The sequence below is a fragment of the Methylobacterium nodulans ORS 2060 genome (assembly GCF_000022085.1).
Taxonomy (GTDB): domain Bacteria; phylum Pseudomonadota; class Alphaproteobacteria; order Rhizobiales; family Beijerinckiaceae; genus Methylobacterium; species Methylobacterium nodulans.
In genome coordinates this window covers 124783-150277 of sequence record NC_011892.1, presented here as the reverse complement: position 1 = coordinate 150277, position 25495 = coordinate 124783, and the positions used below count along the sequence as shown (strand labels likewise).

Sequence of the window (25495 nt, the reverse complement as noted above, 5' to 3'; positions counted from 1 at the left end):
CAACTCTTCGCGGTCTGACCTGCCCCATGCCACCCGTCTCAGACCTTCGGCAGACGCTCACCGACGGATCGGAGTTGGTCGGGAGCGGACCGGCGGCTTCTGATGTGCCGAGCGGCGCCTCAGAAAAGGCCGCTTCGATCGCCTGGTGCGTCTCGCCTGCGGTCACCGCGCCTTTTCAGCCAAGTCCGCAGGGGAGATAAGCCGGCTCCAACCGACGTTATCAGGCGACGCCGAGCTTCCCGCGCTCCCCTTCACGAGGCGTCGAGCGCTCCTCGGGCATCAGAAACTCGGCCAGATCCGCCGCGTCGAAGAACGGCCGGATCTCGATCTCGCTCGGGCCCGGCATGGGATTGGGGCAGCGCTGCGCCCAGGCCATGGCCTCGTCCATGTCCTTGACCTCCCAGATCGAGAAGCCGGCGACCAGCTCGCGGGTCTCGGCGAACGGCCCATCGATGACCGTGCGGTTCGGACCGTCGAAGGCGATGCGCTTGGCCTGGGCGCTGGGCTTGAGGCCCGCGGCGGCCACAAAGACGCCGGCCTTGACCAGCTCTTCGGTGAACCGGTCCATCGCCTCGAACGCCTCCAGCGCCTCCGGCGTGGGGGACACGCCCTTTTCGCTGTCCTCAGTGGCTTTCACGAACACCATAACCCGCATCGTCTGTCTCCTTGCCTGAGCCAGCCCCTCTGGCGTCTCATCAGAACGACGAACGAGCTTGTCGGAAATCGACATCGTTCTGCAAACATTGCCCGAATTTGAAGCGCGCAGCAGGAATGGCCGCTTTTCGGGTCAGGGATCCCGATGGCGCGATGGCCGCAGACCAGCCGTTGTTTGGACGCCGGCGCAAGGACCGCATCCCACCGATTTCGTTGCAAAACTCGCGGGCAGGCTGGATCAGCGGTGGCTGCGAGGAGCGACCCTCGTGGGGCACGGAGTGCCTCCCGCCGATCAAGCCGGGCTCGGCTGCGGGACCGGGACGAGCTTGGCGAGCTTCCTCAGGTTCTGAGCAGCTGCGGCGAGGTGGAACTCGTCGCGGGCTCCGTTCGGACCCCGCAGCCGGAGCCGATCCAGCTTCAAGAGGCGCTTGAGGTGGGCAAACAACATCTCGACCTTCTTGCGCTCACGCCGCGACGTCTTGCCCTCGTCAGATCGCGCGATGTCGCGCGCCATGTCCCGCGCCCCCTCGGAGATCGAGCGTGGGATCTTGCGCACCGGACCGTTTGGGCAGCATCGCGCCTTCAACGGGCACGCCATGCAGTCGAACTTGCTCGCCCGATCCAAGAGCGTCGCCCCGCCGTTGACCCGGCTGCCCGGCGTGGTCAGCATCGTACCCGCCGGGCAGCGGTAGACATCGCCGGGCTGGTCGTAGCTGAAGTCGGCGCGCGAGAAGGTGCCATCCGTGCGCTCCGACTTGTCGAACACGCTGATGTGCGGCGCGATGCCCTGCTCGGAGACGAGCCAGCCCAGCATCTCGGCCGAGCCAGAGCCGCTGTCGCCGGCAAGCCGGGCCGGATAGAGGCCGAAGCTCGCGCGCGACCGCTCGAGCATGCGCTTGGCGGCCGTGACCTCGGCCTGCCGGATGGCGGTGGTTGCCTCGACATCAACGATGATCGCAGGGTCGCGGTCGATCAGGTCATTGGCCGTGTCGGCGAAGAAGGCCAGCCCGCCATGGGCACCGGTCCAGCGGGCGGCCGGATCAGCGGGTGAGAGGAACTTGGGCGGCACTGGTGTGGCAGCCCCGAAGGCCGCCGCGTCGAGCACGGCCAGGTACTCCTGAGCGGCCCGGCTCACGGCCTCGGGCGGCAGGCCGGCGGATCCCTCGACGCCCTTCTGCCGACTGGCGTCGGCCTGGATCAGGCGGCCATCCACCGCAAAGCCTTCCCCGCCCACGAGTCCTTCCGCGATGCAGCGGGCCAACACGCGCGCGAACAGGCGGCGCAGGAGGTCGCTGTCGCGGAAGCGGCCGTGGCGGTTCTTGGAGAAGGTGGAATGGTCGGGCACGCGCCCGTCCAGGCCGAGCCGGCAGAACCAACGCTAGGCGAGGTTGAGGTGGACCTCGTCGCCGAGCCGGCGCTCGGAGCGGATGCCACGGCCGTAGCCGATGATCAGCATGCGGATCATCAACTCGGGGTCGACAGAAGCGCGGCCCGTCGAGGCGTAGAAGGGAGAGAGGTCCTGGCGCAGTCCGGTCAGGTCGACGAAGCGGTCGATGGCGCGCAGCAGATGGTCGGCTGGGACGTGGGTATCGAGCGAGAACTCGTAGAACAGGGCACCTTGCTCGACTTGCCGCGGTCCCATCATCTGCTTCAATCCCCGTCTCTCAACGGGAGTGAATCACCCCAAAACTGCCGGCGCAACAGCCGAGTTTTCAACAGAATCCACCCGTAGCGGACCTCGCGAGTGGGTACCAAGCGTCAGGTTTTGACCACTAGGACCATTCGACGGCGACCGCAGCGAAGCTCCAGGCCATTGCGACGGAGCTCAACGAGCGCCAGCGGGCCTACCGGCTCGCCGCCTACGACGAGGACCGGGCCCGCGAGGCGACCCACCGCGGGCCCGGCAGCCCGCCCGCCGTTGGCGCTGGATCGAGTACGGGTCCGTCGGGGCGCGATTGGCTGAACAGCCCTGGCTCACGCCTCCTGCGCTCCACGCTCGAGGCGGCCGGCGTGGTGAGCCAGGGCACCGGCGCTTCATGGCCGGCGGCGCTCGAGGAGCGAGGCCTCCTCCGAACCAGCTACGCCCACCCCGGGCTGGTCGATCGGCGCAGCCGCAGGCCGATCATGTCGCTGATGGTACGGCTGACGACCGACGGCCGGAAGGTCGCCCAGCTCATCCTGGGTGAGCCCCTGATCAAACCGCGCGATCGCATCGCCAAACCCCTCTCCCTCTCGGCCCTGCGGCTCATCGCCTACGGCCAGCAGCATCAAGCCCGCCCTCCCGGGGGAACTGGCGCATGGCGACCGTGCTGTTCGCCGGCGATTCACCCACTCGGCTCAAGATCACGGAGGCGGGGTTGGCCCTGGACGTCACTCAGGAACCGAATTGGAAGCCGTTCGCTCGGCCTGCCGTGTTCTCCGCGAGCGTCAGTAGCCGCCCTCCACGCCGACATGGCCGGCTGAGCTCTACCCAGGGCTAAGCCCCTCCAAGCCGGCTACGAAATCCGCAAGGCCGATCTTGAGCAGGACGGCCTTGTACGCCTCCCAGTTCGGTGCGGTCTTGCTCAGGTTCGCCTGCGCCTACCGCGTGAACTCCAGCACGGCGGCCGGGCTGCCATCGAGGAGCCTTCGCAGGAACCGGTCCGGCGTCTGAACCTCGACGCCAAGGGAACGCAGCGCCGCATCGTCGAAGTCCCCCACATTCCAGGTGAGCAGGATGGAGGGCGTGATGTGGACCGCACCGGCGGCGACATGGCGATCTTTCGGATCGGTCGTCCCGAACGGCGTTGCCGGCATCGTCGGCAGCCAAGCCCTCGGGAAGTGCCGCCGCATCAGGGGCAGCGTCCTCGTCTCGCACTTGGTCCTCTGCCCCAGGTCGAGGTTGCGGAGCCACTCGCCGATGACGGTGTCGGTCCAATGGATCGCGAAGAGGTCCTGATAGGCGAGTTGAAGGAGCAGGTTGCGCTGCTGAGGGGACCAGAGGACGTTTGCGTCGACGAAGACCTTAGAAGCCACGAGGGATCGGCTCCTCCTGCTCGTCGGTGTCCTCGCTCATGGCCTTGGAGAACCCCCGCCTCTCCTCCTCGAACGCCTTCAGCGCCAGGACGTCCTTGTAGAGGACGCGCCGGTGCGAGCCGACTTGGCGGAACGGCAAGCGCCCACTGTCCATGCGGTGGTAGACCACCGGCCTGGAAACCCCGAGGATCTTTGCGGCGGCCTCCGGTGACAACTCCGCATCCTGCGATCCGAGCATGATCGTGTCGGACTCGGCGAGGCGGGCCAAAGCAGCCTCGAGAGCCTCGACGGCTGAGGCGGTCAGCGAACCGACTGCTTCTCCGGAAGGACCGTGCAGGGTCAGGGCCATGGTCTTTTGTCCTCTCTCACCTCGAAGGCGTCGCAGCGCATCAGCGAGGCGTGCGTTCGGTTCGCGCTCGGCTTCAGGAGAGGGGATGATCGCCGCGGCTTCGGACATGACCGGCTCCATCGGTGTATCTGTAACAAGTGTAAGTCCGCTGGACAAAAAGGCAACCGGAAGGGGCTTGTCGCAAACTCGGGTGCGAGCCGCAGAAGGGGCTGTCCGTCCCCGCTTTCATGCTTTGTTCGCGACGGGAAGTCCGAAGCAGTGCGCGAGCAGCTGGTTCTGCTCCCGCACGGTCCAGGCCCCCGCAAACCCGAAGCCCTTGCGCCGCCACAGCATGGCTTTGACGCCCTGGATCGTCCGCCGGGCCGTGGTGAAGGAGCGGAACCCGCCCCCCCGCGGCATCGGCCGCTTCACCCGGACGTGGTCGCTCGCGATCCCTTGCTGCAGGGGCTTGGTGACGTGGTGGGTGGGCGTGCGAGGCAGCAGGCCCTCCTTGCGGCTCTTGGCGATGGCTGGCGGGTGCGGGCCGGCCCCATCGGTGCCGATCCGGTCTGGAGCGAGCAACGGCTGATCCTGCAGCATCGTGCGGAAGACGCGCTGGGCGGCATCGAGATCGCGGTTGGCCGTGAGCAGGACGTCGACCGCTTCGCCGGGCTTGTCGATGGCCCGGTCGAGGGAGCGCCACTGGCCGCGGACGCGGATAGAGGTCTCGTCGACGCGCCCGGATCCGCAGGGCGGCTTGCGGAACCGGCGCAGCCGACGCTCGAGGGCGGGTGCATAGGCGAGGACCCACCGGTTGAGGGTGGAGTGGTCCACCTGCAGGCCCCTCTCCAGGAGCATCTCCTCGATGTCGCGGTCGCTGAGCGCGTCGCGCAGGGACCAGGAGACGGCCTGCACGATCAGCGTGGCCTCGACATGCCGGCCCCGGAAGTCGCCGCGGGCCTGGCGCTTCAGCGTGAGGGCGAGGGCATTCAGGATCATGGGCCGGCTCCGAGGGCGGAGCGGCAAGCTGGGCGGCTATGGCTAACAACCCGTGAACATGGGCCCATCCGCGTTTGCGACACGCCCTCTACGTCCACCCGCTCGTGAACACGCGAACCCTCACGCTCACTCCGGGCGATCTCCTGAACGCCCTGCGCGCGGGGGGACACGAGCCCACATCCATTGTCTTTCCGGACAGCGCCGCGGCCTAAAGAATTTGCAATCATTTAAACCAGGCACGAGGGAGTGACACGACTTGTGGCAACAAATGAAAGAAATTTAACAGAATATCGCTGTTTGTGACGTCTGTTTATTAGAAGTGTTACTGGGCCAGTGTGCGATGGTTGTGATGCAACACGAGAGTGGTGCATAACTGCATCACCGGCATGAAGAGACAATGCGCGTGCGTTGAATGTGTGACAGATGACCTTGCTGAAAGTAAGAACGCATCAAAACAAAGCAGTGTTTTGATTGGCGCGCTCGTCATCGAGTTGGCATCTCGTGATTGCGCATACCCGCAAGACATTTGGATTCGCGCGCGCATGTTGCGCTCCAGCCTTCGAGAGACCCGATGTCCGTTCGCCCCATCTTCCTTGCCGCGTTCCTCGTCCCGACTTTGGCGGGTTCGGGTCATGCCGCCGACGCGCCGGCGCCGGTCCCAACCCTGCCGCCGGTCGATCCGCAGATGGTCTCGGCCGCCTTCGGCTTGCGCTTTGTCAGCGACTACAATTCGCGCGGCATACCGCAGACCAACCGCAATCCGGGCGTGCAGGGCTACCTGGAGTTCCAGATGCTCGACGGTCTGCTTTACGCCGGTATCGCGGGCGAGCAGGTCGACCTACCGAACCGCCCCTCGATGGAGATGGATTTCTCGGCCGGCATCCGGCCGACCTACGGCGCCTGGAGCTTCGATCTCGGCTACCTGTTCTACAACTATCCCGGCGAGCGCAGGCTGCAGGGCCTGGACAGCACGATCTACACTGCCAACAACGCCGACTATTACGAGATCGTCGGCAAGGCGACCTACGCCGTGAACGATGCCCTGATACTGGGCGTGAACGTCTACTACTCGCCGAGCTACTTCGGAACCCACGCTCCGGGAACTTACATCTCGGGCATTGCGAAGTACGCCATCCCCGAGGGAACGTTCGGCGTGATGCCGAGCGGCTTCATGCTCTCGGCGGAGGTGGGACACTACTTCCTCGGCACGACCCGTGCCTCGTTCGGCCGGTTCAACCTGCCGGACTACACCTACGGCAACGTCGGTGTCGCCTACACGGCGAAGAACTTCACCATCGACCTGCGCTTCCACGACACCACCATGACGAAGAGCGAGTGCGGGCTGATCACCGCCGATCCCCGCAGCATTGCCAACGGCACGTTCCGCTCCAACTGGTGTGGCGCGGCGGTGATCGCCACGCTGTCGGTCGACGTCACCTCGAAGGATCCCGGCATCTTCGCCGGACAGGAGCCGATCGCCTCCTCGGTTCCCGGCCGGACGAGCGACGCGGAAGGGCCGGCGGTCCGGTAAGCGCCCTTCGGCGGTCCTGCATCGCCCCACGACCGGCACAGGGCGCAATCCCCGCGGATTGCGCCCTGTGCCGCATGCGGCATGCAGATCCGCACCGGAGGTCAGGTAAGACGGCGATACGTGAATGCCGCAGCCCAGGGTAGGCGAGGGACTTTGCGCGCTTCGGAAGCCGGATCGATCGGGCGGCGCGTCAGCAGGCGGCGACGTTGACCGCGAGCCCGCCCAGGGAGGTCTCCTTGTACTTCGCCTGCATGGCGTGCCCGGTCTGGCGCATCGTTTCGATGACTTCGTCGAGGGTCACGAAGTGGACTCCGCCGCCGCGCAGGGTGAGCGAGGCGACGGCGACGGCCTTGTTGGCCCCGAACGCGTTGCGCTCGATACAGGGGATCTGGACGAGGCCGCCGACCGTGTTCTTCGTCGACATGGCGCATTTCGCCGGCCTGGTGGCGGGCGGGGTGCATCCCTCGCCGTTCCCGCATGCGCATGTGGTCACCACCACGACGCACAAGACCCTGCGCGGGCCGCGCGGCGGCATGGTGCTGACCAACGACGAGGCGCTGGCCAAGAAGATCAACTCGGCGGTGTTCCCGGGCCTGCAGGGCGGCCCGCTGATGCACGTCATCGCCGCCAAGGCGGTGGCCTTCGGCGAGGCGCTGACGCCCGAGTTCAAGCTCTACACCAAGCAGGTGGTCGAGAACGCCAAGGCGCTGGCCGCCACCATCAGCGCGGGCGGCTTTGCCATCACCACGGGCGGCACCGACAACCACCTGATGCTGGTCGATCTGCGGCCCAAGAGCCTGACCGGCAAGGCCGCCGAGGCGGCGCTGTCGCGGGCCGGCATCACCTGCAACAAGAACGGCGTGCCGTTCGACCCGCAGAAGCCGACCGTGACCTCGGGCATCCGCCTCGGCACGCCGGCGGCGACCTCCCGCGGCTTCGGGGTCGCCGAGTTCAAGAAGGTGGGCGAGCTGATCGTGGCGGTGCTCGATGGGCTGGCCCGCGCGGGTGAGGCGGGCGACGCCGCCGCCGAGGCGAAGGTGCTGCAGGAGGTCCACGCCCTCACCGGCCGCTTCCCCATCTACGGCTGAGGATCCGGTGTCACGGCGGTCATGCCAGCATGACCGCCCGTGATCTTCCCCATCCCGGTCGCAAGGTCAGGGTCGCGCATGGGAGCCCTGGAACAGGATCCGTTTTGGCGTGAGCGGATCCTTCCCTAAATCGGGCCGCAGCCCTTGCCTCCGATGATGCGCGTCGTTCGCGACAGGTCCTGGCTCGAATGCTCGGACAGCGACCATCCGAACGGATGCGCGGGTGCAGCCTCGAGATCCTCGGCCGCCGAAACCGCCTCGTCGTCGTTGATGGCGCAGAACGCTGCGTCGAGCGCATTCGCTATGCGACAGGCGCGCGAAGGGTCGCCCGCGAAGAGACCGAAACCGGCCGTCGCGCGGCGCCCCACGAGCCGGCGGATCAGTTCTTGGTCGTCCTCGAACGGGATCAGGGTCACGACGGGAGCGAAGTTGTGCCCCCGCACGAGGCTCATCAATTCGGTACACCGATCGAGAACCGTCGGCGTGAGCCAAGCGGCGCGCGTCGTCCCCCCGCGCGAGACCTGTCCGCCGACCACCAGAGCGGCCATTGCGGCAAGATCTGAGCGCAAGGCGTCCTCAAGGCCTGCGGCATGGGTCGGCGAGAGCAACGGACCGACCTGCGTCGCCGGGTCCAGTGGGCTACCGAGCCGCAACCGGCTCGCCAGAGCGCGTAGGGCGTCCAGCAGGTCCGGACGCATATCGGCATGGACGTAGATCCGCGACTGGCCGGCGAAGGACGATCCCGTCCAGCGCCGGCCGCCCTGAAAGATCGCGGCGGCGACCCGGGCGGGATCGGCTCCCGGCAGGACGATCGTGCAGGCTTTGCTGCGTCCGAGCCCTGCGCCGAGATCGACCTCGTCGTCCCCGCCCGCCGAGGCGGCTTCGGTGGCGAGCCCGGGATATGTTCGCAGGAGGCGCGCGCTCTCCGCATCGCCGCGCAGCACCGTCAGCGTCCCCTCTGGGAGACCCGCCCGCACGAAGAGATCGGCGAGGCGCGTGCTCGTCTCCGTGGCGTACGCATCGGCGGCGAGGACGACGGCATTGCCGTGGGCGAGCCCGGCGGCCTGCCTGCACAGGTCGAGGATGGCTGCGCTCCAATGTCCCGTTGCGGCGATGATGCCGACGGGGCCTCGCCGCACATGGCCGAACCGGCCGCTGCCTAGATCGGTCCAGCTTGCCGCCGCCCGTTCGGCGATCCCGGCGGCGTGGTCCAGCGCGCGGCCCGCATCCCGCAGGTCGAGGCCGGCGGTATGGAGCAGCGGGCGGCCCGTCTCCAGGCTCTCCAGGCGTGCGAGATCGGGCCCTTCGGCACGCAGGAGACCGGCGCAGCGGCGCAGGATCTGCGCGCGGTCGGCTGCGCCGATCGCCTTCCAGGCCGCGAGGCCCCGCTGTGCATCCTGGACGGCCCGTCGGATCTCCGTCGCACGGGCGGGAGCGAAACGGGCGATCTCCTCGCCGGTCGTCGGGCTCCGGTGCCGGATCGGCGGAGCCTCGGCGACGGGAAGCGCCGCGGCGATCGGCCGGGCGGACGCGCCAGGTTCCGCCGTCTCCGGCATCCCGGCCAGAAGGCCGTCGATGAGTGCGCGGACGATCGTTCGCGCCGCGGCCCCTCCGGCTTCCGCACCACTCGCCGTGCCGTTCGCAACATGGGAGCGCAGCCAGAGCCCGTCGATCATCGCGGCGATCATCCTGGCGTGCAACGCGACGCAGTCCGCTGGCACCAAGCCCCGCAGGGAGTGGCGCAGGTTTGTGATCATGCGGCGCTGGTAGATGTACTGAACGCGCTGGTAGCGCTTTGAATGCGTGAGCTGGCCCCAGAACGCGAGCCAGACGGCGCTGGTGCGCCGGTCGAACTGCTCGTCTGCCAGGGCGGCATCGCATACGGCGAACAGCCGCTCCCGCCGCGTCGATGCCGCCGCGAGCTTGGCCGCCGTCACTCGGGCGAGGCGCGCGGCCACAAAGCGCAGCGTGGCTTCCAGCAGCCCGTCCTTGCCGCGGAAGTAGTGGGCGAACAGGCCGGCCGACACGTTCGCCCGGCGGGCGATCTCGCTCAGGGTGGCGGCCTTGAAGCCGACTTCGGCCAGCGTCTCCATCGTCGCCTCAATGAGATGGCGCCGCCGTGCGGCCTCGAAGCTTTGCAGTGCCTCCAGATGTTTCATTGCGGCTCCCGGCGGATGTCCGAGTCGCCAAGGACCCGGGCAAGTGATTGAATGATCATTCAACCCATCTTCTCGTGCAACCCCGGTGCCATCACGAAGCCATCTCTCGGGCGCTCCGTGAGCCAGCGCCATCTGCTGCGACGCACAATTTCTCAACGATAATGCACGCACCGCAGCATCTATTGCTTAAAAATTTATCGTGACATCTGCGTCAACATACTATTGAATGGCCATTCAATGAAGTTTTCGAACTCGAATGCCCGGTATCCGCTGAAGGGGGTTCATCATGCGTGTTTTCCTGGTCCGTGTCCTGTTCGGCGTCTCCCTGTTCGCCACGCCAGCCGCGGCAGACCCGGCGGCCTGCAAGACCGTGCGCTTCGCCGATGTCGGCTGGACGGACATCACGGCCACGACCGCGCTCGCCTCCCGGATCCTGACGGGCCTCGGCTACACCCCGAAGACCCAGATCCTGTCGGTGCCGGTGACCTATGCCTCTCTCGGCTCGAAGAACATCGACGTCTTCCTCGGCAACTGGATGCCGACCATGGAGGCGGACCGGAAGCCCTATCTCGACAAGAACGAGATCGAGGTCCTGGGGCCGAATCTGACCGGCGCGAAGTACACCTTTGCGGTGCCCGCCTACCTGTACGAAGCGGGTCTGAAGTCATTCTCGGACATCTCCAAGTCTCATCGCCAACTCAAGGGCAAGATCTACGGCATTGAGCCAGGCAATGACGGTAACCGGATGATCCTGGGAATCATCAAGAACAATACTTACAACCTTGGCAATTTCGATCTCGTCGAATCGAGCGAGCAGGGCATGTTGGCTCAGGTCGAGCGCGCGATCCAGCGCAAGGAGCCGATCCTGTTCCTCGGCTGGGAGCCCCACCCGATGAACACGAAGTTCCCGATCCGCTACCTGTCGGGAGGCGACGACACCTTCGGGCCGAACTACGGCGGCGCCGAGATCTTCACCAACCTGCGGGCTGGCTACGTCGCCCAGTGCCCGAACCTCGGACGGCTCTTCAAGAATCTCACCTTCGACCTTCCCACCGAGAACGTCGTCATGGGCTCGATCCTGTTCGACGGCCTCGATCCGGAGAAGGCCGCCGACAAGTGGCTCAAGGCGAACCCCGGCGCATGGCAGCGCTGGCTCGACGGTGTCGAGACCTTCGACGGCAAGCCGGGCCTGCCCGCCGCGCGGGCGAGCCTCGGCCTGAACTGAGCGCCGCAGACCCTGCGCCGTCGGCGGTCGGCGCCGACGGCTCTCCCGTCATGTCCTGCAAGCGGGTGTGTCCATGTATAACTGGATCGTCGATCACAAGATCTCGCTCGGCATCTGGCTCAAGGCTGGCGTCGACTTCCTGAGCCGGCATGCCCAGGCCGTCTTCGACCTGATCTCGACGGTGCTCGGCGCGATGGTGCAGGGGCTCACCGACACGCTCCTGGCCGTGCCCCCGCTCGCCATGATCGGGCTGTTTGCGGCGGGCGCCTACCTGCTCCACCGCTCCCTCGGGCTTGCGCTGTTCATCGTGACCTCGCTGCTGCTGGTCGCGAATCTCGGCTACTGGCAGGCCACGATCGAGACCCTGTCCCTCGTGATATGGTCAACGGCCGCATGCGTGGTCGTAGGCGTGCCCGTCGGGATCCTGGCGGCGCACCGGCCGATGTTCTACGCGGCCATCCGGCCTCTGCTCGACTTGATGCAGACGATCCCGACCTTCGTCTACCTGATCCCGACCCTGGTCCTGTTCGGCCTCGGCATGGTGCCGGGCATCATCTCGACGGTCATCTTCGCGTTGCCGGCCCCGATCCGCCTGACGCAGCTCGGCATCTCGTCGGTGCCCGAGAGCCTGCGCGAGGCGGCCCTTGCCTACGGCGCGACCCGCACGCAGATGCTGTTCAAGGTCGAACTGCCGAGCGCCATGCCGACCATCCTGGCGGGTGTCACCCAGTGCATCATGCTCAGCCTCTCGATGGTGGTGATCGCCGCCCTCGTGGGCGCCGACGGCCTCGGCAAGCCAGTCGTGCGCGCCCTCAACACCGTCAACATCGCGATGGGCTTCGAGGCGGGCCTCGCCATCGTGGTGCTGGCGATCATCCTCGACCGCGTGTGCAAGCGGCCCGCGCCGCGCAGTCGAAAGGCCGCCCAATGAGCGTCATCGACATGAAAGCCCTCTCTCCTGTCAGCCGGACGTCCCCGGAGAACGCGATCGAACTGCGCGACGTCGCCATCGTCTTCGGCCGCGACGTCAAGGCCGCGCTGGCGCTGGCCGACCAGGGCGCCACCCGCGAGCTGATCCGCGAACGGGTCAACGCCCTGATGGGGACGTTCAAGGTCAACCTCGACGTCAAGCCCGGCGAGATCTGCGTCCTGATGGGTCTCTCGGGCTCGGGCAAGTCGACCGTGCTGCGGGCGATCAACGGGCTGAACCCGGTGGCCCGCGGGAGCGTGCTGGTCCGCCACCGCGGCGAGGCCGTCGACATGACGCGCTGCCGGGCCTCCACCCTGCGCGAGGTGCGGCTCAACACCGTCTCGATGGTGTTCCAGCAGTTCGGCCTGCTGCCCTGGCGCAGCGTCCGCGACAATGTCGGCTTCGGGCTGGAGCTGCGCGGGGTGCCGGCCGCCGAGCGGCAGCGGATTGTCGACGAGAAGCTGGAGATGGTCGGCCTCGCGAGCTGGGCCGACAAGATGGTCCAGGAGCTGTCCGGAGGCATGCAGCAGCGCGTCGGCCTCGCCCGCGCCTTCGCCACGGACGCCGACATCCTGCTGATGGACGAGCCCTTCTCGGCCCTCGACCCGCTGATCCGCGACAAGCTGCAGGACGACCTGCTGGAGCTGCAGCGCAAGCTCCACAAGACCATCGTGTTCGTGAGCCACGACCTGAGCGAGGCGCTCAAGCTCGGCAACCGCATCGCCATCATGGAGGGCGGCCACGTCGTCCAGTTCGGCACCCCCTCGGACATCGTGCTCCGGCCGGCCAACTCATACGTGACCGAGTTCGTGAAGCACATGAACCCGCTGGAGGTGCTCGACAGCGGCGCCGTGATGACGCCCGTCTCGGCCCTGCGGCGGGAAGGCGACGCAGTGCTCCTCGACGGGAGCGGCGAGGTGCGCATCAGCCTCGATTGTGCGGAACGCCCGGTCATGGCGCATATCGGCGGACGCGCGGAGGCGCTGGAGCGGGCCGACGCGACCGGCGCCTGCGGCGATCCCGGGCGGGTCGTCGTCGCCCCCGTGATGCTGCCGCTGCGGGCCGCGATCGATCTGCGCCTGCGCTCGCCCTACCCGATCGTCTTCGTCGACCAGCTTGGTCGCCTCGCGGGCCTGTGCGACCACAGCGAGATCTACCGCGGCCTTCTCCAGAACACCTGACCCGCCGGGCGCGCCGCGCCCGCCTCCCCCTCTCGACACAGACGTCCGCCATGCTCCTCACCGACATCCAACGCCCATTCATCGGGGGCCGCCTCGCCGAAGAGGCCGGGCGTTGCACCTTCCGGTCGGTCAATCCGGCGACCGGCGAGATCCTGGCCGAGGTCGAGCACGCCACGCGCGAGGATCTCGAGGCCGCCGTCGCGGCGGCCGCACGCGGGCAGGCCGTCTGGGCCGCCACGCCCGCGCGCGAGCGCGGCCGGGTGCTGATGCGGGCCGTGGCGCTTCTGCGGGCGCGCAACGACGAACTCGCCCGGCTGGAGAGCCTCGACACCGGCAAGCCGATCGCCGAGACCCGGGTGGTGGACGTCGCCACCGGCGCCGACGTGCTGGAATACTATGCGGGCCTCGCTGCGGCGATCGAGGGCCGGCAGATCCCCCTGCGGGAGACCTCCTTCGTCTACACCCGGCGCGAGCCCCTCGGGATCGTCGCCGGCATCGGCGCCTGGAACTACCCGATCCAGATCGCCCTCTGGAAGTCGGCGCCCGCCCTCGCGGCCGGGAACGCCATGATCTTCAAGCCGAGCGAGGTGACGCCGCTCACCGCCTTCGCGCTGGCCGGGATCTACGCCGAGGCGGGCCTGCCCGACGGCGTGTTCAGCGTCCTGCCCGGCCTCGGCGGCGAGATCGGCGCGTGGCTCACCGAGCACCCGGCAATCGCCAAGGTATCGTTCACCGGCGGCACGCTCACGGGCGCCAAGGTGATGGCCGGCGCCGCCCGCTCGACGCTCAAGGAGGTTACGATGGAGCTCGGCGGCAAGTCGCCGCTCATCGTGCTCGACGACGCCGATCTCGACCGGGCCGCCGACATCGCGGTCGCGGCGAATTTCTTCAGCTCGGGCCAGATCTGCACCAACGGGACCCGGGTGTTCGTGCCCGCTCCCCTCAAGGCGGCTTTCGAGGCGCGGGTGCTGAAGCGCGTGGCCCGCATCCGCATCGGCGACCCGCTCGACGAGGCCACGAATTTCGGCCCGCTTGCGAGCCATGCTCACCGGGACAAGGTCCTCGCCTTCATCCGTTCGGGGGTGGAGCAGGGCGCCCGCCTCCTGATCGGCGGCCACGCCCTGGAGGGCCGCTTCGCGGCCGGCGCCTACGTCGCGCCGACCGTCTTCACGGATTGCCGCGACGACATGGAGATCGTTCGCGAGGAGATCTTCGGGCCGGTGATGAGCCTGCTCCCCTACGAGAGCGAGGCCGAGGCGCTCGCCCGGGCCAACGCCACCCTCTACGGTCTCGCGGCCGGCGTCGTGACCCGCGATCTCGCCCGCGCCCATCGGATCACGCACGGCCTTCAGGCCGGCATCTGCTGGATCAACACCTGGGGCGAATCTCCGCCCGAGATGCCGGTCGGCGGAACCAAGCAATCGGGGATCGGCCGGGAGAACGGGATCGAGACCCTCGAGCGCTACACGCGCACGAAGTCGATCCAGGTCGAGCTGTCCGACTTCGCCCCCCTGTTCTGATCGGGTTTCCCGGCATCGGGAAACCTCGCTGCAACCCCGCGCGGCCCCTGAGCGAGGCCGAACTTCGCTCTCGACGGATCGACCGGATGTCCCGCGATATCGGATCCCGCGCCCCAATCGGAGCTGAGACGATGCCCCAGACGGACGCCCGCGAGTACGACTTCATCATCGTCGGCGCCGGCTCGGCCGGCAACGTGCTGGCGACCCGGCTCACCGAGGACCCGGACACGACGGTGCTGTTGCTGGAGGCGGGCGGCCCCGACTACCGCCTCGACTTCCGCACCCAGATGCCGGCGGCGCTCGCCTATCCGCTCCAGGGGCGGCGCTACAACTGGGCCTACCGCACCGATCCCGAGCCGCACATGAACAACCGCCGGATGGAGTGTGGCCGTGGCAAGGGGCTCGGCGGCTCCTCGCTCATCAACGGCATGTGCTACATCCGGGGCAACGCCCTCGATTACGACGGCTGGGCGCAGCGCCCGGGCCTCGCCGACTGGTCGTACCACGATTGCCTGCCCTATTTCCGCAAGGCCGAGAGCCGTGACGTGGGGCCGGACGCCTATCATGGCGGCGACGGCCCCCTGAGCGTGACCACGGCCAAGCCCGGCAGCAACGTCCTGTTCGAGGCGATGGTCGAGGCGGGCGTGCAGGCCGGCTACCCGCGCACCCCCGACCTCAACGGCCACCAGCAGGAGGGCTTCGGGCCGATGGACCGGAGCGTAACCCGGCACGGGCGCCGGTCGAGCACCGCGCGGGGCTACCTCGATCAGGCGCGGGCGCGCCCGAACCTGACCATCGTCACGCATGCGCTGACCGACCGCATCCTGTTCGAGGGCCGGCGGGCGAGCGGGGTCGCCTATCTGCGCGGCGGGCGCGGGCCGGTCGTGGCGCGGGCGTGCCGGGAGGTGCTGCTTTGCTCCGGGGCGATCGCTTCGCCGCAGATCCTGCAGCGCTCCGGCGTCGGCCCGGCGGATCTCCTGCGCGGCCTCGACATCCCGGTCGTCCACGATCTTCCGGGCGTCGGCGAGAACCTGCAGGACCATCTCGAGATCTACGTGCAGTTCGAGTGCCGCGAACCGGTCTCGCTGGCCCCCGCCCTCAAGCTCCACAATCAGCCGCTGATCGGCGCGCAGTGGCTCTTCACCGGCACGGGAATCGGTGCGAGCAACCAGTTCGAGGCCGGCGGCTTCATCCGGTCGAGCCCGGATTTCGCCTGGCCGAACCTCCAGTACCACTTCCTGCCGCTGGCGATCAATTACAACGGCACCAATCCGATCAAGTCGCACGGCTTCCAGGCCCATGTCGGCTCGATGCGTTCGCCGAGCCGGGGCCGCATCCGGCTCACCTCGCGCGATCCCAACGACCACCCGAGCCTCCTGTTCAACTACATGTCGCGCGAGCAGGACTGGCGCGAGTTTCGCGATGCGATTCACATCACCCGCGAGATCATCGCGCAGCCGGCGCTCGACCCTTATCGCGGTCGCGAGATCAGTCCCGGCGCGGACCTGCGCAGCGACGCCGAACTCGATGCCTTCGTGCGTGCGCATGCCGAGACCGCCTATCATCCCTCCTGCTCCTGCAAGATGGGAGAGGATGCGATGGCCGTGGTCGATGGTCAGGGACGGGTGCACGGCCTGGAAGGGCTGCGGGTGGTCGACGCCTCGATCATGCCCTTGATCGTGACGGGCAACCTCAATGCGCCGACGATCATGATCGCCGAGAAGATCGCCGATCGCATCCGCGGTCGGGCACCGCTGCCGCGCAGCGAGGCGCCGTATTTCGTGGCCGGCGACACGCCGACCCGGTGCCACCCGGTCCGCGGCGGGGGCGCGTCCGGACGAAGGCCGCCATCCTGATTTCAAGAGGGCGAGCGGTTTCGCCCGAGTTCAGGGCGGCCCTCCATAGGCGCAGGCTAAAAGCCCGTCCGAGTAAGTGTCTCGACGGCGTAGCTTAGGAGTGGTTCAGTCGGCTCCACGTTATTCCTAAAGCTGTGAAAGGTTACTACTGACTTCCACCATCAATTTTAATGCAGCCTCGATCGCGCTTTTGTTCAATCCACTCGCAGTAACCGCATAAACCGGCAACGTAAATTCAGGCATATCTGCATTTTCGAACAAAATATTTGAGTCAATATATTGCTTTACTATTCGGTGTGGAAGATACGCAGAGCCTCCGTTCCTGATCATGTGCTGGAGGCCCAACCACCCAATGTTAACCGTGAGCGCCGGACTACGAAGACCCGCAAGTACTGCACTATGGCGGGCATAGAACTCTGGTCCCCAATCAACATAAATGTAGGTTGATGGATCGAGGACATTTTGTTCCGCGTCGGTTGATACGTACACCAAGCGATCTTCGAATAACGCGTGAATCGTCAATCCGGGTCGAATCTCAGGTGTATACATGACACCGATATCAATGCGCCCTTCTACCAGGCCCTGCATGATCTCCGGCTCGAGGCCGCTCTCGGCTCGAATAGAAAGATGCTGCTGACTTCTCTGCATAAACGGCAGCCAATGCAACAGAAACTGTTCCCATAAGCCGATGCGACCCCCAACGACAATGGTTCCGCTGAAGCCTTCAGGTATACCGACCTCCTGCCGCGCTTGCTCGACTGCCCGCACAAGCGTGGCCGCGTGCCGTTGAAACCGCCGGCCTGCTGCTGTCAGCGTTGCTCCTGATTTGTTGCGCACGAATAGGGTGCAACCCAAAGCATATTCGAGAGCCTGAATCCGGGTGCTGACCGTCGATTGGCTGACATTCAGTCGGTCAGCGGCTCCGACAAAATTGCCGGCCGACACAACCGCAAGGAACGTTCTGGCGAGCTCGGTGTCCATCAGAGCGCTTCATATCGAAAAAGCCGATGCTATCCTCCAATGAAATTCGTTTGTCAAAATCGGCGGTTTCGTATTATGTCGACCACATACAGCCGGCCGGCACACAGTTTGACGTTGATAAGCTTATGGCGCTCAGAAATGCAGCCGGAGGAACGCCATGCCGAGCCGGAGTTATGACGTGCGTAAAGGGCGTAAGGGCTGGAGTGTCTATGCCTCGCAAACGGGCAAACCGGTCCGGCTGAATGGACATCCACAGATAGGGCTGTCGCTTGAGACTGCCGCGCAGCTCGCGGCAGTGCTGGAGGTCATGGACTTCCTCCACGCTGAGAATGCCAGCTGGATGATCACTGATCGTCCCACAATCCACTAGGCCGCGACGTTCAGGTGGCCAGCACGCGCTGGACCTGCAGGCTGCTGCCCGCCGAACAAAGTGCGCAGCCGGCACGGATCGCGCCCGACACGGGCCGCAGCTAGGCCGAATCTGTGGCACCGCAAACCCTCCGCCCTGAGCGCTCGGGCAGAGGAGTCACCAGGGGGCCGAGGGTCTTCCCGGCATCTTCCTTCCGGCCCACTGCTTCAAAAGCCTGACGCCCGGTGCGGGTCCCGAACCCCGGCCGGGCGTTCTGCTGCCCGCTTCGCACGAGGTGTCGCGGCGCAGTTGCACCTGCTCACAACCATCAATAATGATAGCAAGCCTCAGCGAGAGCCGAATGGCTGCGGCGGCCCAGCCATCAACCCGTCCGCAGAGAGGCTGGGTCGCCGCCCCGGTGCTGCTGAGCGGAGATCAGCCCGCCATGGGTCCTCGCGGGCAATGCAGCTTGCGCGGGTCGGCCCAAGGCATTGCGAGAAGTCGCTGGGCTAAGCCTGGCGACTTGAAGCCCTGCTGTTTGCGCTCTCGTCGTCGCACCGCCTGATGTGAGTTCTCGGCCCGGGTGTTCTGGCGCAGACCCTGCTCATGACGGGCGTTCAAGCCGAGGTCTCGGTGAGCGGCGGCGTAGGAGCGCAGCTTGTCTGTCACCAGCTCCTCTGGGGCGAAGCCCTGTTTCTTGATCAGCTTGCGCAGGAACCTCAGGGCCGCCTTCTTGTCACGCTTGGGCTGCACGAGCAGATCCAGCACCTCGCCTTCCGCATCAACGGCCCGCCACAGGTACATACGCCGGCCCTGGACGGTGATAACCATTTCGTCCAGGTGCCACTTCTTCGATGGCCTCGGCCGCAGCCGCCGTAAGTTTCGGGCGAACACGGGCCCAAATTTCAGGACCCAGCGCCGGATGCTCTCGTGGGTGGTCTCGATCCCGCCCTCGGCCAGGAGCTCCTCCACATCGCGATAGCTCAGCGTGAAGCGGAGATAGAGCCAGATGGCGTGGCGGATGATCTCAGGCGGGACCTGGTGGCGAGCGTACGTGACCGGCTACATGCCCCCTGCCCTACCCTGACCTGAGATCGTCTGCCATCGTTTCTCGTGACAATGCCCGACAAAGCGCATCGTCGGGCGGCTCACGGCTTCTGCGATGGCCTCGGCATCGGCGGCATCGGTTTGGCCGCGCTTGACGTACGGCTCACATGAGGGGGATTGGATCAAGGCTGAATTGCTTCAGTTCATCCAGTTCTCCCTGACAGTTACGGGATCACAGGTCCGAGCCCAGCCATCAAGCACGTTTTTGCACCACGCGCTCAAGCTCACATCCGGTCGCCGCCTGCAACGGCTGCACCAACATCCCGCATTCTGTGGGTGGGGCTCGGGAGGACGGGACCATTCTTAACTACGGCTGGTCAGGCCATACCGTACGCCGGTTCGTCTACCCGGATCCGCCAAAGCTGATCAGGCCTTGGTGGAAGTGGTGAGAGTTCGGTTGATGGGCAGGATCAGGCAACCTTCAGGGCTGCCCCCTCAATGACCACGCCGTGGGTCACGTACTTCCAGAGGGCCACAAGCAGTTTCCTCGCCAGCGCGACGGTAATGACCTTCTTCATCCGCCCGCCCAGGCAGCGCACGCGATCCTGGTACCAAAGCGAAAGCGCCGATCCTGGTTGATGCCTCAGCCAGAGCCAGGCCATCTCGACCGCGATGGCGCGCAGGCGGGGATTGCCGGCTTTCGACACTCCCTGCTCGTGATCGATCTTGCCGCTCTTCCATGGGGTCGGCGCCAAGCCCGCATATGCCGCCACCTGCCGCCGGTTGTCAAAGTGCCGAAAGAGACCTTCCGACCACAGCGCACCAGCAAAACCGGATCCGATCCCCTTGAGGCCGAGCAGCATCTGGACCGCCTTTGAGGGGACCTCCTCCGGTTGCGCCGATGCGAGAAGAGCATCGCGTTCTGCTTTCACGACCTCGATCTGCCGATCCAGCAGCTCGACGATCTCGAGTTCGCGCAGCACCAGAGCTTTGAGATGGTGTGGTAAGGGACGCCCATCGCCGGTGCGCAGCTCGTCGAGTCTTTCACGCCTGTCCGGACGCCGCGGCTCGTAGTCTGTAATGCCTTGCGAGAACAACACCCCCTTCAGCCTGTTGACATGCCGGATCCGTTCGCCGACGAGCGTCTTCAGCTCACGGCAGAGGCGCCGCTGATCCTCTTCTTCCGGGGTTGGGACGCGGACCATGGCGCAGACCCGAGGCTCGCCCCGCTTATAAGCCAGCAAGGTGCGTACCAGAGCCTCTCCGTCAATCCGATCGGTCTTGGCGCGTCGATGCCGACGTGAGACGGCAATCGATGCGGAATCCACGACGTAGCTCTCGATCCCTTCTGAGACCAGGGCGCGGTGGATCCAGAACCCGTCCAGGCCAGCCTCCTGGATCACCACGATCCGGGCGAGCTGGCCCGTGCGGGCCTGGGCCTTGCATTGCAACTCCGCAAAGCGCCCCAGCAGCCCGGCCAGATCACCGCTAAGGTCGAAACGGCAGAGCTAACCGATCCGGCAGGGATCGAAGGGAATGGGGGAACCCTGATGGCCGATGGATCAACCACGTCCGAAGGGCCGCAAGCCTCAGCGGCGTTCTCGCCTGGCGAGTGCGTTTTCGATCCAGACCGCCCTTGGGATCAAATCCGAGGCGGCATTATCAGCGATCGGGACGGAGACCTGTGGCTCTGGATCCCAGTGGTCACCACTGAGGAACTTAAGGCCGATCCATATACTGTGCGCGTTGCCGAGTATCCTGGGCGTCTCACAACAAATGTTCTGCTCAACTATAGCTTACGCCGTTCCAAGATCGATCCGGCTCCATATCTAGACATCCGGACCGCAGCACTCAATCTTTTGTGAGGCGCCGACGTCCGGCCACTTCCATTAGATGAATTGATGGAAAGACTTAGAGCCAAACCGGATTTAGCGCACGACCTCATCGAGAACACGCTGCGCATGATGGTGACTGCGGGCGCAACTGCCGCGAAAATCAACAAAGCTGGAGTCATTCTATACAGCCTCTCGGAGCATATGGCTGGGATCTTCTCGGATCGATTATCTCACAACCTTCGCGGACGAACTGCTGGCTAAGAGCCGTCGTGTAGACCTGCTCATCCAGCATACAGGGACGGTGGGAAGCTACCGGGAGGAGTTGCTAAGAGTGCCGCTGCGTCAGCTTGTGCCCCGTCGATTGGTTGTCGGCCTCGATATGCGTGAAGATGCCGCCGCGATCCGAAAGCGCGAAGGCCGACCAGACGAGCTTCACGATTTCAGTTCGCCGGCCCTGCGCCGGGCCGCAGCGCGCCGCTGCGCGAAATGCGCCTCAGCCTGATCGTCAGGAACGTCGGGCCGGGTGTCGTCCAGCGCCTCAAGGACCTTGGCCCGGAACCAGGCGTCGTGCGCCTCGCTGTTCGTGACCAGCTCGAGGGGGAGCGCACCCTCATTGGCGGTCCGGGTGAGCAGAATGCGCACCGCATCCGAGACCGTAAGGCCCATGTTCTCGAGCACCGCCGATGCGCGATCCCGGACGTCAGCGTCGATGCGTGTCTGAACGAGTGCGTTTGCAGGCATGGTCACCTCCCTTGTCGCAATGTAATGCATTTGAATGACGAATGCCAGCCCGTCAGAGGCCGCCCCTCCCCTCGCATTCGTTCGGCCAGAGGTCGAGTTGGCTGTGATCGGCGGCCGTCGAGAGATCGGCCTGATCGAGCGGAACGCAAGAGCGGTGCAGGAAGACCTCGCCGCGTATGCTGCGCAGGCCGGTGCGAAGCGCCCGGTGACCTCAACGGCGTCGGTCCATGCCTCAGCGTCGCGATCGCCCATATGCCGCCAGCGGGCATTGTCGTGAAACGGGCAACCGATGCAGGCGCTTTTCGGCGGGTCGGGATAGCCGTGCCGGCGCAGCCAGGGAAGGCAATCGCGCCGACTCATCCGTCTCTCGATAAGTGGGAACCGCTTGACCTGTCATGCCTCGAAGCTCGGCTTGGCGCAGATGATCTCGTCGGTCGAAATGCCAATCCAGGCTTCCACGACGGGAAACGCCAGCGAGCGCTTTCGCGTGAGACCGGCGAGTTCGCGCACCTTCCGACGGATCGGGACGATCTTGAGGTCGGTGGTGCATTGTCTCTGGATCATGCCGATGGAGACGGTCTCGGTCGTGGTGCGACGGGTTGCGGCCTCGACAAGCTGCCCTTCGTCATCCTCATCGAGCACCGGAACCTCCGCGCCGGCCGGCGTGACGGACTTGGCGAAGGCCGGGATCGAGGCGCAGCGATTGCCCTCGCCCGCCCGCATGAGTTGGTCGCGGATATTCCCGGCCGAAACGATATGGACCGGGAACGGCAGCACATTGCCGGGCATCAGCCATTCCAGATGATCGTAGACGGCGCGGGGCTCCCAGCCCGTGTCGGCGGAGATGGCGCAGTCGGGCAGAGGTACCGCCACTGGCCGCGGACCCGAATATAGATCCTACGGGGACCGGTTACCGCCTCGGCAGGCTACGCGCCGCCAATCCCGGGAGCGCTACCATGACCCACCAGACCCACCTCACCGCCAGCCATAGCCTGGACTACGACCGCACGCTGATCCTCGTTGTTGAGGTCAGCGCCCGCAGCTGGGTCGTCGCCGCCCAGGTGCCGGGGCTCCGGCAGAAGAGCTCTCAGCAGCAGCTCGCCCCTCAGGCCGACGCGCTCATGGGATCGCGCTCTGGCGATACCTCCAGGACGGCGCCGGGCCGCAGAGGGGATGGAGCTGAAGCCGGCCTGACGGTGGGAATCCCCAGAGCGGCACGGTGGGAGGGAAACGGGCCGGCGGAGCCCCGGCGAATGCGGATCGACGGATCGGGCCAGACCCGCCGGGCGGAACTGGCTCGGTGGGACCGAGGGAGCGGCGGCCGGGACGAAGCATGGGCTGCCTGACAGCGCCGATGCTGGAGAGTGGCGCCGCTCGCCTCGGAGCTCCTCCGACCCGAATGAGGGATCGTGGCGCGGACACCGTCCCGCCGGATACGAGGTTGGCGAGGGCACCCTCGCCGCGCGGAGCTCCACCTCGGCACCCCGGAATGCCAACACGAGGGGGGACCGGGACGATGACGACCAGCACTCAATAGAACAGGCTTGACGCAGCGGTCCTCAGAGGTTTCGTTGACGCGCCCGGACCCGCAGGGCGGCTTGCGCAACATGCGAGTGCCGAGCCTTGAAGTCGCCGCGGGCTTGGCGCTTCAGCGTGAGGGCGAGGGCGGCGAGGATCATGGGCCGGCTCCGGAGCGGAGCCGGCAAGCTGGGCGGGTATGCCCAACGGCTGGTGAACGTCACCGCGTTTGCGACAGGGCCCCGCACCAAAATTCATGATCCGCTAGAGGCGACGACGCCCGACGAACCGAGGGCCTTCAGGCGCGGGTCAGGGGTTACTCGTTCGCCACCTTCCTCGCCGGCGTGACCTGGGCACCAATCTCGGCCCCATGTAGGTTCGGTTCGGTATCCGTCATTACCTTGCCGTGCCTTACGCGGTGCACGATTGCGGCAAGGTGGGCGGGTTTCTCGACGTGCTTCCAGGGCTGGGCTTCGAGGGCAGAACGCATGTCGGCGTAGCCCGCAGCGCGGCGTTCCGCGATCGACGAGCGGGAGAACTCTGCATCGGAGTTAGGAATCTGGTCCTTGCCTGGTTGATAGGTGATATGCACGATGTCAAGGCGACGGGTCTCGTCGATGTAGAGGTCGTCCGGCACGGCCTTGTCGACCTCGGCGATACTCTGTTTCCGCAGAAGGCGAACGGCGTGGCGAAGATTGACCTTGGAGGCGACCGCGTCGACCTGGGTCCAGGTGCGGCTGGCATATTGGATTTGCTTCGCGCGCCAGAACACGTCGTTGATCGTCCCCGGTAACTGCCCGGCGGCACCCCAGAGGTCGATCATGAACACGACCGTGTGGCCCTTGGGCTGGTCTTCCAGGATGGCCTCAAGCGGGGTGTTGGAGACACAACCTCCGTCCCAATAGTAGCGGTCTCCCACCTTGGTCGCCGGAAAGCCTGGCGGCAGCGAGCCCGAAGCCATCACATGCTCAGGGCCGAACGGGCCCTCCTTGGTGTTGTCGAAGAAGACCATGTCGCCGGTCGCGACATCGGTTGCCCCGAGCGTCAGCCGGACCTTGGCTGAATTGATGAGGTCGAAGTCCGCAAGGTCTCTGAGCGTTTCCCGCAATGGCGCAGTGTCGTAGAAGCTCACAGTCGAGGGATTGCCAGGCGGGGCGACAAAGGGACTGACCGGCCGCGGCGTGAAGAAGGCAGGCTGGCCGAACATCAGCGCGGCCGCGTTGCTGAGATTGTTGTGCCAAATCTCGAGCGGCAGCTGCTTGAGCGGCACGAGCACCTCCGGCCAGGAGATCGCGTGCCAGAGCGCCTCAAGCTTGGCAAGGCGGTCGGCCGGCTGGTTGCCGGCGAGTACCGCGGCATTGATCGCCCCGATCGAAATGCCAGAGAACCAGTCCGGCTCGAAGCCGCCTTCTGAAAGAGCCTGATAGGCGCCGATATGGTAGGCGCCAAGCGCGCCCCCGCCCTGCAGCACCAACACACAATTGGGCTTCGCCTCGCCGATAGGGTCCTTTGCCATCCCCGTCTCCGTTGAACACGCATTGAAAATCCGGATCCGTTGCTCGCCAGCCGACGCTTGCGCCTCTCCGCCGGGTGACGCGCCGCCGCCACGCCCGAACGCATCGCCGGTCCTGGCGCAACTCCATTTTGAACCTGGCGTGCGACACACTGATTAATGGGACGTTCGCAATTGCAGCGAGCTTTGAACGCGCCATCGCGAAGTGGCCTCGTCTCGGCGTTCATGCGCCGGAGGCTGGTCCTGACCCGCGAAACTGGTTCATCGCCGAGTTTGATACCGCTGGCGAAGTCAGCCGGCTGCAGCGGGCGCGAGCAGGCGGCCGAAATGACTGCGGCGGGTCGGGGCGATCGGTTCGCCCAGGATCCAGCGGACGATGCGGTGAGGTTCAGCGCGGCGGCCGTTGCGATATGCTGCAATCAAACCTTGGCCAAGCCGGCATAGCGCGCCCGGCGCAGGCCTAAGCGGCGGACCGCCAGCGAAAGCGTGGCCTCGATGCCGGCACGCTGGGCGTAGAGGTGGGCGAACGCGGCCGTGTCCTGGCGCTGGCGCGCCTGGGCGAGCGCCTCGTGACGCGCCTGCGGGCGCAGCGACATCAGCCGGCGCGTCGCGCTCGGACCGGCGCAATCGACGCGATCCGGGCAGGGCTGGCAGTCGCGTCGAGAGAACTTCACCGTGATGCCCGGTGTCCCGCGGCTGTCGAGAGCTGGTGACCAGCTGGAGCTTTGGACGCCCCGCGGGCAGGTCACCCGCTCGGCCGTCCAATCGATCCGGAACGCCGCGATGGCGAAGCGACCTCCGGCCTGAGCCCGCCAGCGCACGTCGCGCCTGACGGGGCCGATCAGGTCGACCCCGAAGCGCTGCCGGGCTTCGATCAGCAGCCCGGCATCGGTGTAGCCAGTGTCGACGAGGTGCTGGGCCGGGAGCAGGTCCTTATCGGCCAAGGCCTCGTGAGCCGGCGTGATCATCCGGTGATCGGCGGCGG

General features: G+C 66.3%; 17 protein-coding genes and 7 pseudogenes. 8 read left to right on the top strand and 16 right to left on the bottom strand.

What is annotated here, in order from left to right; genetic code table 11:
* Positions 1-220: 220 nt before the first annotated feature.
* The 6 genes and pseudogenes from MNOD_RS37000 to MNOD_RS36975 all read right to left on the bottom strand — a co-directional run bounded on the left by MNOD_RS37000 (position 221) and on the right by MNOD_RS36975 (position 4996).
* Positions 221-655 carry a YciI family protein gene (locus tag MNOD_RS37000; protein ID WP_015934077.1) on the bottom strand — a complete coding sequence of 145 codons (435 nt, stop codon included), beginning with the start codon at positions 653-655 and terminating at the stop codon, positions 221-223.
* A 291-nt stretch (positions 656-946) separates the two neighbouring features.
* A pseudogene (locus MNOD_RS36995) lies at positions 947-2299 on the bottom strand (transposase).
* A 389-nt stretch (positions 2300-2688) separates the two neighbouring features.
* A complete protein-coding gene (locus MNOD_RS36990; RefSeq protein ID WP_015934076.1) occupies positions 2689-2922 on the bottom strand; it encodes a hypothetical protein in 234 nt (77 codons plus the stop codon).
* A 312-nt stretch (positions 2923-3234) separates the two neighbouring features.
* A complete protein-coding gene (locus MNOD_RS36985) occupies positions 3235-3669 on the bottom strand; it encodes a PIN domain-containing protein (protein ID WP_015934075.1) in 435 nt (144 codons plus the stop codon).
* Entirely contained in the window at positions 3659-4126 is a 468-nt protein-coding gene (locus MNOD_RS36980; RefSeq protein WP_198157696.1) for a helix-turn-helix domain-containing protein, read from the bottom strand. Before MNOD_RS36980 ends, MNOD_RS36985 begins: the two co-directional genes overlap by 11 nt.
* Before the next feature lie 117 nt (positions 4127-4243).
* The gene (locus MNOD_RS36975) at positions 4244-4996 is read right to left on the bottom strand and encodes an IS6-like element ISMno35 family transposase (RefSeq protein WP_015934074.1); all 753 of its coding nucleotides are present in this window, start codon (positions 4994-4996) and stop codon (positions 4244-4246) included.
* A gap of 571 nt (positions 4997-5567) precedes the next feature.
* On the opposite strand from MNOD_RS36975, the gene MNOD_RS36970 reads away from it, so the two are divergent.
* On the top strand, positions 5568-6527 hold the full coding sequence (locus MNOD_RS36970; protein ID WP_015934073.1) for a TorF family putative porin: 960 nt from the start codon (positions 5568-5570) through the stop codon (positions 6525-6527).
* 190 nt (positions 6528-6717) lie between these two features.
* On the opposite strand, the pseudogene MNOD_RS36965 reads toward MNOD_RS36970, so the two are convergent.
* Positions 6718-6936: pseudogene (locus MNOD_RS36965) on the bottom strand (L-serine ammonia-lyase, iron-sulfur-dependent, subunit alpha); the annotation flags it as partial.
* Here MNOD_RS36965 and MNOD_RS36960 point away from each other — a divergent pair.
* Positions 6935-7615: pseudogene (locus MNOD_RS36960) on the top strand (PLP-dependent aminotransferase family protein); the annotation flags it as partial. The pseudogenes MNOD_RS36965 and MNOD_RS36960 overlap by 2 nt on opposite strands.
* Positions 7616-7740: 125 nt before the next feature.
* On the opposite strand, the gene betI reads toward MNOD_RS36960, so the two are convergent.
* Positions 7741-9774, bottom strand: a complete 2034-nt coding sequence (gene betI, locus MNOD_RS36955) for a transcriptional regulator BetI (protein ID WP_015934072.1) — start codon at positions 9772-9774, stop codon at positions 7741-7743.
* 286 nt (positions 9775-10060) lie between these two features.
* Between betI and MNOD_RS36950 the strand changes: the two genes are divergently transcribed.
* The 5 genes from MNOD_RS36950 (at position 10061) to betA (ending at position 16526) form a co-directional block, all read left to right on the top strand.
* Entirely contained in the window at positions 10061-10999 is a 939-nt protein-coding gene (locus tag MNOD_RS36950) for a choline ABC transporter substrate-binding protein (protein WP_015934071.1), read from the top strand.
* A 73-nt stretch (positions 11000-11072) separates the two neighbouring features.
* Positions 11073-11930 (top strand): choline ABC transporter permease subunit, encoded by an 858-nt coding sequence (choW, locus tag MNOD_RS36945; RefSeq protein ID WP_015934070.1) that lies wholly within the window; start codon positions 11073-11075, stop codon positions 11928-11930.
* An 11-nt stretch (positions 11931-11941) separates the two neighbouring features.
* Positions 11942-13150, top strand: a complete 1209-nt coding sequence (gene choV, locus MNOD_RS36940; protein ID WP_015934069.1) for a choline ABC transporter ATP-binding protein — start codon at positions 11942-11944, stop codon at positions 13148-13150.
* Positions 13151-13200: 50 nt separating this feature from the next.
* Entirely contained in the window at positions 13201-14670 is a 1470-nt protein-coding gene (gene betB, locus MNOD_RS36935) for a betaine-aldehyde dehydrogenase (RefSeq protein ID WP_015934068.1), read from the top strand.
* Between the two features lie 131 nt (positions 14671-14801).
* Positions 14802-16526, top strand: a complete 1725-nt coding sequence (gene betA / locus MNOD_RS36930; protein ID WP_015934067.1) for a choline dehydrogenase — start codon at positions 14802-14804, stop codon at positions 16524-16526.
* 126 nt (positions 16527-16652) lie between these two features.
* On the opposite strand, the gene MNOD_RS44775 is transcribed toward betA, so the two are convergent.
* The 5 genes and pseudogenes from MNOD_RS44775 to MNOD_RS36905 all read right to left on the bottom strand — a co-directional run bounded on the left by MNOD_RS44775 (position 16653) and on the right by MNOD_RS36905 (position 22352).
* Complete coding sequence (locus MNOD_RS44775) at positions 16653-17507, bottom strand: LysR family transcriptional regulator (RefSeq protein WP_015934066.1); 855 nt, start codon at positions 17505-17507, stop codon at positions 16653-16655.
* Positions 17508-18348: 841 nt separating this feature from the next.
* Positions 18349-18918: pseudogene (locus MNOD_RS36920) on the bottom strand (IS6 family transposase); the annotation flags it as partial.
* 455 nt (positions 18919-19373) lie between these two features.
* Positions 19374-20390 (bottom strand): annotated as a pseudogene (locus MNOD_RS36915) (IS110 family RNA-guided transposase); the annotation flags it as partial.
* A gap of 780 nt (positions 20391-21170) precedes the next feature.
* Positions 21171-21479, bottom strand: a complete 309-nt coding sequence (locus tag MNOD_RS36910) for a type II toxin-antitoxin system RelB/DinJ family antitoxin (RefSeq protein WP_012631115.1) — start codon at positions 21477-21479, stop codon at positions 21171-21173.
* Positions 21480-21531: 52 nt separating this feature from the next.
* Positions 21532-22352, bottom strand: a pseudogene (locus tag MNOD_RS36905) (hypothetical protein).
* Between the two features lie 83 nt (positions 22353-22435).
* Here MNOD_RS36905 and MNOD_RS48630 point away from each other — a divergent pair.
* On the top strand, positions 22436-22825 hold the full coding sequence (locus MNOD_RS48630) for a hypothetical protein (RefSeq protein ID WP_015934063.1): 390 nt from the start codon (positions 22436-22438) through the stop codon (positions 22823-22825).
* A gap of 231 nt (positions 22826-23056) precedes the next feature.
* On the opposite strand, the pseudogene MNOD_RS50840 reads toward MNOD_RS48630, so the two are convergent.
* From MNOD_RS50840 to MNOD_RS42125, 3 genes and pseudogenes are all read right to left on the bottom strand, one after another.
* Positions 23057-23158, bottom strand: a pseudogene (locus MNOD_RS50840) (IS6 family transposase); the annotation flags it as partial.
* A 155-nt stretch (positions 23159-23313) separates the two neighbouring features.
* Complete coding sequence (locus MNOD_RS36895; protein WP_015934061.1) at positions 23314-24513, bottom strand: patatin-like phospholipase family protein; 1200 nt, start codon at positions 24511-24513, stop codon at positions 23314-23316.
* Positions 24514-24929: 416 nt separating this feature from the next.
* Positions 24930-25478, bottom strand: a complete 549-nt coding sequence (locus tag MNOD_RS42125; protein WP_050783589.1) for a transposase — start codon at positions 25476-25478, stop codon at positions 24930-24932.
* Positions 25479-25495: the final 17 nt, after the last annotated feature.